This window comes from Pseudomonas sp. UBA6323 (assembly GCF_002439135.1).
GTDB lineage: Bacteria > Pseudomonadota > Gammaproteobacteria > Pseudomonadales > Pseudomonadaceae > Aquipseudomonas.
The window spans coordinates 69,627-83,256 of sequence record NZ_DJSX01000011.1 but is presented as its reverse complement, the minus strand read 5'-3'; the positions used below and the strand labels follow the sequence as shown (position 1 = coordinate 83,256).

General features: G+C 65.3%; 11 protein-coding genes. 4 read left to right on the top strand and 7 right to left on the bottom strand.

Annotated features, from left to right (window positions below):
- Nucleotides 1-134: 134 nt before the first annotated feature.
- The 5 genes from hutH to hutI form a co-directional block, all read right to left on the bottom strand.
- Nucleotides 135-1,670 carry a histidine ammonia-lyase gene (gene hutH / locus B3P22_RS03535; protein WP_296269904.1) on the bottom strand — a complete coding sequence of 512 codons (1,536 nt, stop codon included), beginning with the start codon at nucleotides 1,668-1,670 and terminating at the stop codon, nucleotides 135-137.
- Nucleotides 1,671-1,787: 117 nt separating this feature from the next.
- Complete coding sequence (gene hutU / locus B3P22_RS03530) at nucleotides 1,788-3,449, bottom strand: urocanate hydratase (protein ID WP_296269903.1); 1,662 nt, start codon at nucleotides 3,447-3,449, stop codon at nucleotides 1,788-1,790.
- Between the two features lie 38 nt (nucleotides 3,450-3,487).
- Nucleotides 3,488-4,813 (bottom strand): YjiH family protein, encoded by a 1,326-nt coding sequence (locus B3P22_RS03525; RefSeq protein ID WP_296269902.1) that lies wholly within the window; start codon nucleotides 4,811-4,813, stop codon nucleotides 3,488-3,490.
- An 87-nt stretch (nucleotides 4,814-4,900) separates the two neighbouring features.
- Nucleotides 4,901-5,836: a formimidoylglutamase gene (gene hutG, locus B3P22_RS03520; protein ID WP_296269900.1), complete on the bottom strand. Its 936-nt coding sequence runs from the start codon at nucleotides 5,834-5,836 to the stop codon at nucleotides 4,901-4,903.
- Nucleotides 5,826-7,043: an imidazolonepropionase gene (hutI, locus tag B3P22_RS03515; RefSeq protein WP_296269899.1), complete on the bottom strand. Its 1,218-nt coding sequence runs from the start codon at nucleotides 7,041-7,043 to the stop codon at nucleotides 5,826-5,828. Before hutI ends, hutG begins: the two co-directional genes overlap by 11 nt.
- A gap of 226 nt (nucleotides 7,044-7,269) precedes the next feature.
- Between hutI and B3P22_RS03510 the strand changes: the two genes are divergently transcribed.
- From B3P22_RS03510 to B3P22_RS03495, 4 genes are all read left to right on the top strand, one after another.
- On the top strand, nucleotides 7,270-7,872 hold the full coding sequence (locus B3P22_RS03510) for a HutD family protein (RefSeq protein ID WP_296269897.1): 603 nt from the start codon (nucleotides 7,270-7,272) through the stop codon (nucleotides 7,870-7,872).
- A 69-nt stretch (nucleotides 7,873-7,941) separates the two neighbouring features.
- On the top strand, nucleotides 7,942-9,102 hold the full coding sequence (locus B3P22_RS03505; protein WP_296269895.1) for a Na/Pi symporter: 1,161 nt from the start codon (nucleotides 7,942-7,944) through the stop codon (nucleotides 9,100-9,102).
- A 19-nt stretch (nucleotides 9,103-9,121) separates the two neighbouring features.
- On the top strand, nucleotides 9,122-9,349 hold the full coding sequence (locus B3P22_RS03500; protein WP_296269893.1) for a hypothetical protein: 228 nt from the start codon (nucleotides 9,122-9,124) through the stop codon (nucleotides 9,347-9,349).
- Between the two features lie 4 nt (nucleotides 9,350-9,353).
- Nucleotides 9,354-10,298 carry a PstS family phosphate ABC transporter substrate-binding protein gene (locus B3P22_RS03495; protein WP_296269892.1) on the top strand — a complete coding sequence of 315 codons (945 nt, stop codon included), beginning with the start codon at nucleotides 9,354-9,356 and terminating at the stop codon, nucleotides 10,296-10,298.
- 76 nt (nucleotides 10,299-10,374) lie between these two features.
- On the opposite strand, the gene ppk2 is transcribed toward B3P22_RS03495, so the two are convergent.
- Nucleotides 10,375-11,304: a polyphosphate kinase 2 gene (gene ppk2, locus B3P22_RS03490; RefSeq protein WP_296269890.1), complete on the bottom strand. Its 930-nt coding sequence runs from the start codon at nucleotides 11,302-11,304 to the stop codon at nucleotides 10,375-10,377.
- 401 nt (nucleotides 11,305-11,705) lie between these two features.
- Nucleotides 11,706-13,484, bottom strand: a complete 1,779-nt coding sequence (locus B3P22_RS03485; protein WP_296269888.1) for an acyl-CoA dehydrogenase C-terminal domain-containing protein — start codon at nucleotides 13,482-13,484, stop codon at nucleotides 11,706-11,708.
- Nucleotides 13,485-13,630: the final 146 nt, after the last annotated feature.

Here is a 13,630-nt window from a genome sequence, read left to right as displayed (position 1 = left end):
CACGCGATCATATGCAACTCACCATTCGCGTAGGAGCGCCGCCCCGGCGCGAAGCGATTGCGGCCTTGTCGCGATTGCAGCGTTGTGACCACGATTCGCCGCGGGGCGCGGCTCCTACAAAGACGTAGCCCGGCTCAGTTTACCGACGGCAACATGCCGGCCGGCAGCAGCGGCGTCAGCACGCGCTCGGCCAGCAGTGCATCGGCGGCGGCGATATCCGGGGCGAAGAAGCGATCCTCGACGTAGTACGGCACCTTGGCGCGCAACGCCTGACGAGCCTGTTCCAACGCAGGGGTACTCTTCAGGCCTTCGCGGAAGTCCAGGCCCTGGCAGGCGCCCAGCCACTCCACGGCCAGCACGCCGCGGGTGTTGGCAGCCATGTCCCACAGGCGCTTGCCGGCAGCCGGGGCCATGGATACGTGGTCTTCCTGGTTGGCCGAAGTGGGCAGGCTGTCGACGCTGTGCGGATGGGCCAGTGCCTTGTTCTCGCTGGCCAATGCCGCAGCAGTGACCTGGGCGATCATAAAGCCGGAGTTCACCCCGCCATTGGCCACCAGGAATGGCGGCAGTTGCGACATGTGCTTGTCCATCATCAGCGAGATGCGTCGTTCGGACAGCGCGCCGATCTCGGCGATGGCCAGGGCGATATTGTCAGCGGCCATGGCCACGGGTTCGGCGTGGAAGTTGCCACCGGAAATCACCTCGCCTTCGGCGGCGAACACCAGCGGGTTGTCGGATACCGCGTTGGCCTCCACTGCCAGCACCTCGGCGGCCTGGCGCAACTGGGTCAGGCAGGCGCCCATGACCTGGGGCTGGCAGCGCAGGGAATACGGGTCCTGCACCTTGTCGCAGGCCGCGTGGGAGCGGCCGATCTCGCTGCTGTCACCCAGCAGGTGACGGAAGGCCGCCGCCGCGTCGATCTGCCCACGCTGGCCCCGGGCGGCATGGATGCGCGCATCGAAGGGCGAACGCGAACCGAGCAGCGCCTCGACGCTGAGCGCGCCGCAGACGCTGGCCGCGGCGTACAGGTCTTCAGCCTCGAACAGCCCGCGCAGGGCGTAGGCGGTGGACACCTGAGTGCCGTTGAGCAGGGCCAGGCCCTCCTTGGCGGCCAGGGTCATCGGCTCCAGACCGGCAACGGCCAGCGCCTCGGTGGCCGGCAGCCATTCACCCTTGTAGCGCGCCTGGCTTTCACCGAGCAGCACCAGGGACATATGGGCCAGCGGCGCCAGGTCGCCGGAGGCGCCGACCGAACCTTTGAGCGGGATATGCGGGTAGACCTCGGCGTTGACCAGGGCGATCAGCGCGTCGATCACCTTGCGGCGGATGCCGGAGAAGCCGCGCGCCAGGCTGTTGATCTTGAGCAGCATGATCAGCCGGACCATGGCATCGCTCAGCGGCTCGCCGATGCCGGCGGCATGGGACAGCACCAGCGAACGCTGCAGCTTTTCCAGATCGGCATTGGCGATGCGGGTCGAGGCCAGCAGGCCGAAACCGGTGTTGATGCCGTAGGCGGTGCGGCCCTCGGCGATGATCTGGTTGACGCAGGCGACACTGGCGTCGATGGCCTGATGGGCGCTGGCGTCCAGGGTCAGGTGCACGGGGGCCTGGTAGGCGGCGCGCAGCTCGGCCAGGGTCAGTTGGCCGGGTTTCAGGTTCAGGGTGGTCATGTTCTGTTCTTCCACGGGGTGAGTTCGCGCCTGGCGAATCAGAGCCTAATAATGGCTGAAGTCGCGGTACGTGCAGTGATTGATGCGCCGGCCCATCGGGCCGGCGGCGAACGTGTCTTAACCGATCATCGGCAGGTTCAGCCCCTGCTCCCTGGCGCAATCGATGGCGATCTGGTAACCGGCATCGGCGTGACGCATCACCCCGGTGCCCGGGTCGTTGGTCAGCACGCGGGCGATGCGCGCGGCGGCTTCGTCGGTGCCATCGCAGACGATGACCATACCCGAATGCTGGGAGAAACCCATGCCTACGCCGCCGCCATGGTGCAGCGACACCCAGGTCGCGCCGCTGGCGGTATTGAGCAGGGCGTTGAGCAGCGGCCAGTCGGACACGGCGTCGGAGCCGTCCTGCATGGCCTCGGTCTCGCGGTTGGGGCTGGACACCGAGCCGCTGTCCAGATGGTCGCGGCCAATCACCACCGGCGCGCTCAGCTCACCGGAGCGCACCATCTCGTTGAAGGCCAGGCCGAGCTTGGCGCGCTGGCCCAGGCCGACCCAGCAGATGCGCGCCGGCAGGCCCTGGAACGCGATGCGCTCGCGGGCCATGTCCAGCCAGCGGTGCAGGTGGGCGTCGTCGGGGATCAGTTCCTTGACCTTGGCGTCGGTCTTGTAGATGTCCTCGGGGTTGCCGGACAGCGCTGCCCAGCGGAACGGGCCGATGCCGCGGCAGAACAGCGGGCGGATATAGGCCGGCACGAAGCCGGGGAAGTCGAAGGCGTTGCTCACGCCTTCTTCCTTGGCCATCTGACGGATGTTGTTGCCGTAGTCGAAGGTCGGCACGCCCATCTTCTGGAAGTCGAGCATGGCCTGCACATGTACGGCCATGGACTGCTTGGCGGCCTTGACCACACCAGCCGGATCGGTGGCTGCGCGATCCTTGTATTCGGCCCAGGTCCAGCCGATCGGCAGGTAGCCGTTGAGCGGGTCGTGGGCGCTGGTCTGGTCGGTGACCATATCCGGGCGAACCCCGCGCTTGACCAATTCCGGCAGGATCTCGGCAGCGTTGCCCAGCAGGGCGACGGAGATGGCCTTGCCTTCTGCGCAGTACTTGGCGATGCGCGCCAGGGCGTCGTCCAGATCGGTGGCCTGCTCGTCGACGTAACGGCTGCGCAGGCGGAAGTCGATGCTGCTCTGCTGGCATTCGATGTTCAGCGAGCAGGCGCCAGCCAGGGTGGCGGCCAGCGGCTGGGCACCGCCCATGCCACCCAGGCCTGCGGTGAGCACCCAGCGGCCCTTGAGGTTGCCGGCGTAGTGCTGGCGACCGGCTTCGACGAAGGTTTCGTAGGTGCCCTGGACGATGCCCTGGCTGCCGATGTAGATCCACGAACCGGCGGTCATCTGGCCGTACATGGCCAGGCCCTTGGCGTCGAGCTCGTTGAAGTGCTCCCAGCTCGCCCAGTGCGGCACCAGGTTGGAGTTGGCGATCAGCACGCGCGGTGCGTTGGCGTGGGTCTTGAACACGCCGACCGGCTTGCCGGACTGCACCAGCAGGGTCTCGTCCTCGTTCAGGTTGGTCAGGCTCTCGACGATCTTGTCGTAGCACTCCCAGTTGCGCGCGGCGCGGCCGATACCGCCATACACCACCAGCTCCTTGGGGTTCTCGGCCACGTCCGGGTCGAGGTTGTTCATCAGCATGCGCAGCGGCGCTTCGGTCAGCCAGCTCTTGGCGGTGAGCGTGGTGCCGCGCGGGGCGCGGATTTCGGTATCGCGGAACTTGGTCATGTTGCGGGCTCCTGTGGGAACGGGTCAGTGGTGGGCGGTCAGAGCCAACCCAGAAATTGGGCGAGGTAGGCCAGCGGGATGGCCAGCAGCAAGCTGAGCAGGGTGCGCTGCAGCCAGATCAGCAGCAGGTGGCCCAGGCTCAGGGGAATTCGCGTGGCCAGCACGCAGGGAATCGAGGCGGAGAGAAACAGCACGCTGCTGACCGAAACGATGGCGGTGACGAACTTCACCAGCACGTCGGCGTCCTTGAGCAGCATCGCCGGCAGGAACATCTCGGCCAGGCCGGCGGACATGGCGCGCGCCACCTGCATGGGTTCGTCCAGGCCGAACAGCCAGGTCAGTGGATAGAGCAGTATGCCGAGGGCATCGAATAGCGGCGTGTACTTGGCGGCGAGCAGCCCGAGCAGGCCGACGGCGAGGATGCTCGGCAGGATGGCGGCGGTCATGCGCAGGCCATCGAAGAAGGTTTCGCGCAGCGCCGAGCCCAGCGACGGCGCCATGCTGGCCTGCTGCATGCCGGCGCGCCAGGCACTGCCCAGGCGGCTTTCACCGGGTTGAAGCTGCGCCTCGGGCTTGGACTCGGACGGCAGCCGCGACAGCGGATAGATACGCGCGCTGATCGCGGTAACGGTGAAGGTCACCGCCATGGCGCTCCAGAAATACAGGTTCCACTGCCCCATCAGGCCCAGGGTCTTGGCGATGATCACCATGAACGGCGCCGACACGGTGGAGAAACCGGTGGCGATGATCGCCGCCTCGCGCAGGCTGTAGTGGCCCTGGCGGTACATGCGATCGGTGATCAGCAGGCCCACCGAGTAACTGCCGACGAAGGACGCCACGGCATCGATGGCCGACTTGCCCGGCGTGCGCCAGATCGGCCGCATCACCGGCTGCATCAGCACGCCGATCAGCTCCAGCAGGCCGAAGCCGATCAAAAACACCAGGGCCAGCGAGCCCAGCGGCACGATCAGCGCCAGGCTGAGCACCAGCTTGTCGAATAGAAACGGCAGCATGCCCGGCTGGTACAGCGCCTGCGGGCCGAGCTGCAGCAGGTAGGCAACGCCGATCAGCAGGCCGAACACCTTGAGCACGCTGAATACCGTATGGGTCAGGCTCCTGCGCCAACTGCCGTCGATCCAGGGGGCAACGGCGCCATAGAGCATGAACAGCAGCGCCACGCCGATCACCAGCGGCCGCGCATGCAATTGCAGGGCGCTGGCCGCGTGGTCGAGAAGGATGGTCGAACGCCCGGCGATCTCGAACGGCACGAAGAACAGCAGCAGGCCGATCAGGCTGTAACCCAGCAGGCGCGCCAGCGCGCGCGCGCGCGACACGCCAGCGCTCAAAGGCAGGGACTCAGACATGACGCGGCTCCTGGCCGCCGCGGGCGGTAATGAACATCGGGTTTTCCTCGTAGTTGTTTTTGTGCGGGAAAGCGTCGGGCGTTCGGCTCAGAGACTGAGCAGATGAATCAGTCGCGCCGCCACCTTGGCGGTGCGGTTGTCGATGTCGTATTCCGGGTTGATCTCGGCCAGATCGGCCAGGCGCAGCTTGCCGCTGGCCTTGAGCCGCTCGAGCAGCGGCTCCAGCAGCTCCAGGCGCACGCCACGGGCTGCCGGCGCACTGACGCCTGGCGCTTCGCAGGCCGGCAGTACGTCGATATCGATGGTCAGGTAGAGCGTGTCGCACTCGGCGGCGAAGGCGTCCAGCTCGGCGCCGATGACGTCGAGGGTCGAATCGCGAATCTGGTGATCCTCGCGCACCAACACGTTCATCTCGGCGGCGCGGGCGAACAGCGCGCGGGTGTTGCTGGCGCGGCTCACGCCCAGGCAGGCGTAGCGGAACGGCCAGCCGCGTGCGGCGCATTGCTCGGCGATCTGCGCAAAGGGTGTGCCCGAGGAATGCACATGGGCCGGGTCGCGCAGGTCGAAGTGGGCGTCGAAATTGACGATGCCGATTCGTGGAGCACTTTGGCCGAAAAGGTGCTCGGCAAGGCCAGACCAACTGCCGAAGGCCACTTCATGGCCGCCGCCGATCACCAGCGGCAGATGGCCGGCGTCCAGTAGCGCGCAGACGTTATGGCCAAGGCGCGCCTGCGCGGCTTCCAGGTCGCCATCCTCACAGGTGACGTCACCCGCATCATAGGCCGGCGCCTGACGATGCCAGGCCAGGTTGGCCAGTGCCTTGCGCACGCTTTGCGGCGCAGCGGCGGCACCGACGCGGCCATGGTTGCGGCGTACGCCTTCGTCGCAGGCGAAACCGAGCAGGGCCAGGCCTGGCTCGCTACCGGCGGAAAGGGAGCGGATGCGTTGGTGCCAGCGCGCGCTATCGGTTTCCGGGTCGGTACGACCGCTCCAGGCGGCCATCGAGTGACGATCAGCGAGCATGAACTATGGCTCCATTGAACACGCGCTGGCGCAGACGCCCGGCCTGCACCGCGTAGGCCAGTTCGGCCGGTTGCTGGATATCCCACAGGCACAGATCCGCCGGCGCGCCGACGGCGATACGGCCCAAGTCGGGCAGGCCAAGGGCACAGGCGCCGTGGGCGGTCATGCCGGCCAGGGCTTCGCGCGGGGTGAGGCGAAACAGGGTGCAGGCCAGGTTGGCCATCAGCGTCGGCATGCAGATCGGCGAGGTGCCGGGGTTGGCGTCGCTGGCCACGGCCATCGGCACGCCGTACTGGCGCAGCAGTTCGATGGGCGGCAGCTGGGTTTCGCGCAGCACGTGGAAGGCGCCGGGCAGCAGCACGGCAACGGTGCCGGCTTCGGCCATGGCGCGCACGCCGGCTTCATCGAGGTATTCGATATGGTCGGCCGACAGCGCGCCATAACGTGCGGCCAGGGCACTGCCACCGAGGTTGGAGAGTTGCTCGGCATGGGCCTTGATCGCCAGGCCGTAAGCCTGAGCCGCCTGATAGATGCGTTCGCACTGCGCCGGGGAAAAGCCGATGCCCTCGCAGAACACGTCCACCGCATCGGCCAGCCGTTCACGGGCAGCGGCCGGGATCATCTCGTCGCAGACCAGGCTCACGTAATCATCGGCGCGCCCGGCATATTCCGGCGGCAGAGCATGGGCGCCGAGTAGCGTGGTGAGCACCCGCACCGGGCGCAGTTCGCCGAGGCGACGGGCAACACGCAGCATCTTCAGTTCGTCTTTGACGGTCAGCCCGTAACCGGACTTGATCTCCAGCGTGGTCACGCCATCGGCCAGCAGCGCATCGAGGCGCGGCAGGCTGGTGGCGATCAGTTCGTCCTCGCTGGCCGCGCGGGTGGCGCGCACGCTGCTGAGAATGCCGCCACCGGCGCGGGCGATCTCTTCGTAGCTCGCCCCTTCCAGACGCTGCTCGAACTCGCCGGCGCGGTTGCCGGCATAGACCAGGTGGGTGTGGCAGTCGACCAGACCGGGCGTCAGCACCCCGCCGCGACCGGCGCAAACCGCGCCCTCAGCCTTTGCTTCATCGAAATCGCGCGCCGGCCATAGCCCGGCGATACGCCCGCCTTCGACCAGCACGTTCATCGCCTCGTCCAGCTGCGTCAGGCCATCGAAGACCTGCACATCGCGCCAGAGCTGTTTCGAAGTTGATTGCGTCGGCATGGGGTTCCCCTTGCTTGTTTTGTATATACAATATGAGCGAGTCGACTGGCCGTCAAGCCATGAAGCATTTCGCGGATCTAGGCGATTAACGACGTCTAGGAGCCTGTTTGCTGGTTCAGGCGTTCTATTGCAGGCAGGCATCCCATGAAATGGGGACCATGCGGAGAAGCTGGCGATGGCTTGCCATTCGTCGCCCAACGTTTATGTATATACATTTGGAGCGCCCATGCCCTGTGTTCGACTCGATCTCGCCACCGCCCGCGCCATGCCCTGGAAGAACGGCGGCGGTGAAACCCTGGAATTGGCCATCGCGCCACCGGGTGCCGGGCTGGAGGATTTTCAGTGGCGTATCAGCAGTGCGCGGGTCGCTATGGCGGGTCCGTTTTCCGCCTTCGTTGGCATCGATCGCAGCCTGGCCCTGCTGAGTGGCGCGGGGCTGCGCCTGCAGCGCGGTGACGGGCGCATCGAGAACCTGCACGCCGGCGCTGCGGTGGCGCGGTTCGCCGGAGAGGAGGCGATAAGCGCGACACTGAGCGACGGCCCAGTCACCGATCTCAACCTGATGACCCGACGCGGCGCCTGGCGCCATCGCCTCGCCCCGCTGAGCCTGCATGGGCGGCAGGAGGTGGAAAACGATGCCGAGCTGATGCTGCTCTGGTGCCAGAACAGCGCGGGCATCGACTGCCTACTACCGGACGGCGAAAGGCACGTGCTGAAAGGCGGCCAGGGCTTGCTGCTGGAGCGCATGCCCGGAGCGCTGGTGCTGCAGGCCGCGCAACCGGCGCTACTGTACCTGGGCTGGCTGCAACACGAGACCGGTGGTAGCTGAGCGGTCATCAAATCTTAACCCTGCGTCGCCAGCATCGTGCCATTCGCTGCCCACAGGGAGATAAGGCTCATGACCACCAATGCTGATGCACTGCCAGTACAGCCCTCGCTACCGGCCACGCGCCAGTGGCTTTCATGGTTGCTGGTAGTAGCGCTTATCTACCTGCTGCTGGCCGGTGTCGGGGCCATTGGCGACGGCTTCAAGGCCGCCACTGGCAATAACGCCCGCGAATTGTTCGCCTTCGCCACCAACCCGCTGGTCGGCCTGATGATTGGCCTGGTGGCCACCGCACTGATCCAGAGTTCGAGCACAGTGACCTCGATTATCGTCGGCATGGTCGCCGGCGGCCTGCCGATCCCCATCGCCATCCCGCTGATCATGGGCGCCAATATCGGCACCTCGCTGACCAGTACCATCATCAGCCTCGGCCACATCCGCAGTGGCGAAGAGTTTCGTCGCGCTTTCTCCGCTGCCACCGTGCACGACGCCTTCAACATCACCGCGGTGACCATCCTGCTACCGCTGGAGCTGCTCTTTCAGCCGCTGCAGCGCATGTCCGAATCGCTCGCCGGCCTGCTGGTCAGCGACGCCAGCCTGGACATGAAGAGCGTCAATTTCATGAAGACCCTGCTCTCGCCCGCCTCGGATGTGCTGGGCGCCAGCGTCAGCTGGTTGCCCGGCGCGATGTGGAGCGGCGTCGCGCTGATCCTGATCGGCGTGGCGATGATCCTGTTCGTGGTCACGGCCATCGGCAAGGTGCTGCGCAAAGTGATGGTCGGCCGCGCCAAGGACATCATGCACGCCAGCGTCGGTCGCGGCCCGCTCTCCGGGATCGCCTCGGGCACCGTGATCACCGTGCTGGTGCAGTCATCCTCGACCACCACGGCGTTGATCGTGCCGCTGGCCGGCAGCGGTGTGTTCAGCCTCAAGCAGGTCTACCCCTTCACCCTCGGGACCAACATCGGCACGTGCGTAACCGCTCTGCTGGCGGCCACCGCGATCACCGGTCCGACGGCGGAAGTCGCCATGCAGATCGCCCTGGTGCACCTGCTGTTCAACTTGATGGGCATTTTGATCATCTACGCCCTGCCCTTCCTGCGCGGCGTGCCGCCGATGATCGCCGAGGGCCTAGCCACGCTGGCGCAGCGCAGCAAACTCTACGTGGTCGCCTACATCGCCGGCCTGTTTTTCGCCCTACCCCTCCTGCTGATCGGTATCACCCAGCTCTGAGCCCTGCCAAGGAGTCGCCATGAAACATCAACGCAATCGCCAGGAAACTCAGCAGCGCATCCATGAACTGCGTGAGACCCTCAACGACCTCGAAGCCCAATTGGCCGGGATGGAAGTGGAGGAAAAGGCTCAGCACGAGCAGATCGAGCAACTCGACCACTATATCGACGCCGTCGACACCAAGCTCAGCAGTCTGCAGCTGTTCTGGATCTCGCTGAAACAGGAATGGCGCAAGCCCAAGGGGTGATTCCGTGACGTTCCAACTTTCCCTCGGCAAGGGCCTGGCTACCGGCATCGCTGTTGCCTCCCTGCTGGCCGCCTGTGGGCAGGCGCTCTCGGCGAGTTCAGACGCAACCGAGCTGCGCGTCGACGGCTCCAGCACGGTCTTTCCGCTAACCCGCGAGGCCGTTCGGCGCTTCGAGCGCAGCGCGCAGGCCGCTCAGATCGAAGTGAAGTTCTCCGGCACGGCGGCAGGCTTTCGCCGCTTCTGCGCGGGCGAGACCGATATCAGCAACGCCTCGCGGGAAATCAACGCCGAGGAACTCGCCCAGTGCAAGGCCAACGGCGTCGACTTTCGTGTCGTGCCGCTGGCGATGGACTCGATCGCCGTGGTGGTCAACCCTGCCAACACCTGGGTCGGTGACCTCAGCGTCGATGAGCTGAAAAAGCTCTGGTCGCCGTCGGCCGAGAACAAGCTCAACAGCTGGCGCGACCTTCGCCCAGAGTGGCCGGATAGGCCGATCGTGCTGTTCGGCCGCGGCCAGGATTCCGGTACCTACGATGTTTTTACCCAGGCCATCGTCGGCACCACCCACAGCAGTCGCCAGGACTATAAGGCCAGCGAGGACGAAGAGTTTCTCGCCAACGCCATCGCCGCCGAGCCGAACGCCCTCGGTTTCTTCGGCATCGGCGCCTACCACCGGCACTGGGACACGTTGAAACTGGTCGCGGTGGACGCCGGCAACGGCGCGGTCTTCCCGACCCTGGAGACGGTCGCGCAGAACCAGTACCAGCCGCTGACACGCCCGCTATTCCTCTATGTCAGCCAACGCAGCCTGGCGGATAAACCGCTGCTGGGGCGCTTTCTGGCCCACTACCTCGAAGGCCTGCCTGGCTGGATTCATTTCACCGGCTATATGCCGCTGGCGCGCGACAATTACCGCAACAGCATGGAAGCCCTGAGCAAGGCACCCTGACTCTCCTCCACCGGGGGCTGCCAACGCAGCACCCCGGCAATCCCATGCTACGCCCTAGGGGCGCAGCATCGCAGTCTCAGTAGAGCGATGGCACCAGCATGCTGTCCGGCACCGGCATGCGCAGATAGTCCGGGTTGTAAACTCGCGTCGGCAGCTCCACCTGGGTGCGCGGCACCGTCTGGTAGGGGATCTGGCTGAGCAGGTGGGCGATGCAGTTGAGGCGCGCGCGCTTCTTGTCGTCCGCTTCCACGACCCACCAGGGCGCCTCTTCGATATGCGTGCGCTCGAGCATCACTTCCTTGGCCTGGGTGTAGGCCTCCCAGCGGCGCCGCGACTCCAGGTCCATTGGGCTCAGCTTCCACTGTTTGAGCGGGTCGTGAATACGCGCCAGGAAACGGCGGTTCTGCTCGTTGTCGGTGATTGAGAACCAGTACTTGATCAGCAGAATGCCCGAGCGCACCAGCATGCGTTCGAACTCGGGCACCGAGCGGAAGAACTCCTCGTACTCGGCATCGGTGCAAAAGCCCATGACCTTCTCCACGCCGGCGCGGTTGTACCAGCTGCGGTCGAACAGCACCATTTCGCCGGCGGCCGGCAGGTGCGACACGTAGCGCTGGAAATACCACTGGGTACGCTCGCGATCGTTCGGTGCGGGCAACGCCGCAACCCGGCATACACGTGGGTTCAGACGCTGGGTCACGCGCTTGATCACCCCGCCCTTGCCGGCGGCGTCGCGCCCTTCGAACAGCACCACGACCTTGAGCTGGTTGTGGACGACCCAGTCCTGCAGCTTGACCAGTTCGCCCTGCAGGCGCAGCAGCTCCGAGAAATACTCGCGACGCGACAGATCGCTGGTCATCGGCCCGCCGTGATCGGCCCGCGCGACGAGATCATCCATGCGCGCATCGTCCAGCTCCATCTCCAGCTCTTCGTCGAGGCTGTCCTGAAATTCGGCCTGTAGAAGTTGCTCGTAGGCCTGTAACGAGCTGTGCATCTGGTCGGTCATGACGGCTCCTGCTGAGTAGATTGCCTCTGGTTGTGCAAGGCTAGCGGGCGGCAATGACAGCGAAATGACCGGCGAGCCTGTACTCCTTCGACCGCAGTACCGTAACCCCTTTGGGAAGAAAGTTAGGACGGGCCGCATCCGGACAGGGGAAGCTGGCAGGTTTGCGGTTTCTTCAGCCCTCTCCCAACGCCTCTCCCATAAATGGGAGAGGGGAGCCAAGCGCGTGAGCATTGAGTGGACAGTACCGTAGCCCGGATGAAATCCGGGGCCGATCCCGGCCTTACTCCCCGGATTGCATCCGGGCTACAAGCGTCGACCACGCGGCTCCGCTGCACGCACCGGAGGCCCAAATGCAAAAGCCCCGGCACTGGGCCGGGGCTTTCGGGTACAGCCAAACGCGCTTAGAACTGCGCGGCGTCGAGCAGATACAACGACTCGCTACCGGCCTTGACCGACGCACTCAACGAGTGGATACGCGGCAGCAGACGAGCGAAGTAGAAGCGCGCGGTGCCCAGCTTGCTGGCGTAGAACTCGTCCTGCGTTTCCTTGCCCAGCGCGGCGCGTGCCATCAGGGCCCACATATAGGCATAGGCGGTGTAGCCAAAGGCCTGCAGGTACTCGACCGAAGCGGCGCCGATCTCATTGGGGTTGCTCTGCGACCGATCCAGTACCCAGGCAGTCAACTCGTCAAGGTTGTGCACGGCGGCTGCGAGCGGCTGGGTGAACCCGGCGAGGCTGGCATCAGCGGAGGCGACGAAACCCTTGATCTCGTCGGCGAAGTGCTTGTAGTAGCTACCGCCGCTGCCGACGATCTTGCGCCCGACCAGGTCCAGCGACTGGATGCCGTTGGTGCCTTCGTAGATCTGGGTGATGCGGCAGTCGCGCACCAGCTGCTCCTGGCCCCACTCGCGAATGAAGCCGTGGCCGCCGAAGATCTGCTGGCCATGCACGGTGGTTTCCAGCGCCATGTCGGTGAGGAAGGCCTTGGCCACCGGCGTCAGCAGGGCGACAAGCTCATCAGCGCGCTTGGCAGTGTCCTTGTCCTCGCTGTACTTGGCGGTATCGAGCTGCATGGCGACGTAGCTGGAGAAGGCGCGACCGCCCTCATTCAGCGCCTTCATGGTCAGCAGCATACGGCGCACGTCCGGGTGCACGATGATCGGGTCGGCAGCCTTGTCCTTGGCGACCGGGCCGGTCGGTGCGCGGCTCTGGATACGCTCGCGGGCGTACTCGATGGCGCTCTGGTAGCTGCGCTCGCCCAGCGACAGGCCCTGGATGCCGACGCCCAGGCGCTCGTAGTTCATCATGGTGAACATGGCGTTGAGACCCTTGTTCACTTCACCGACCAGATAGCCGGTGGCGCCATCGAAGTTCATCACGCAGGTGGCTGAGGCCTTGATACCCATCTTGTGCTCGATCGAGCCGCAGCCCAGGGCGTTCTTCTCGCCCAGCGAGCCGTCGGCATTGACCATGACTTTAGGCACGATGAACAGCGAGATGCCCTTTGGCCCGGCCGGTGCGTCCGGCAGCTTGGCCAGCACCAGGTGAATGATGTTCTCGGTCAGGTCGTGCTCGCCGCCGGTGATGAAGATCTTGGTGCCGCTGATCTTGTAGCTGCCGTCGGCCTGTGGCTCGGCCTTGGTGCGGATGATGCCCAGATCGGTGCCGGCGTGCGGCTCGGTCAGGCACATGGAGCCGGCCCAGACGCCGGCATACATGTTCGGCAGATACTGCGCCTTCAGTTCTTCGCTGGCGTGGTTGAGGATCGACAGGCAGGCGCCAGCGGTCAGCATCGGGTACAGGCCGAAGGACAGATTGGCCGAGTTGACCATTTCCTCGACCTGGGCACCGATCACCTTGGGCATGCCCATACCGCCGAACTCCGGCGAACCGCCTACGCCGACCCAGCCACCCTCGGCGTAGGTCTGGTAGGCCTCGGGGAAACCGGCCGGGGTTTTCACCGCGCCGTTGTCCCAGGAGCAGCCTTCTTCGTCACCGCTGCGGTTCAGCGGCGCGATGCTACCTGCGGTGACCTTGCCGGCTTCTTCGAGAATGGCGTTGGCGGTGTCTTCGTCCACCAGTTCGGCCAGGGCCGGCAGCTCGGCCCAGAGCTTGGAGACTTCGAATACTTCATTGAGCACGAAGCGCATGTCGCGCAGGGGGGCTTTGTAATCGGCCATGACACATCCTCGAAAACGGACTTACGTGAGAGGGCCGAGTTTACTTGAACAACTTTATAGACACATAGGGTCGTGTTGTGACCATTAATTCACGAAAAGTCAGCAACTAGCTGATTGGAAAGCCGCCCTGCCGGACGCCCGAAAAT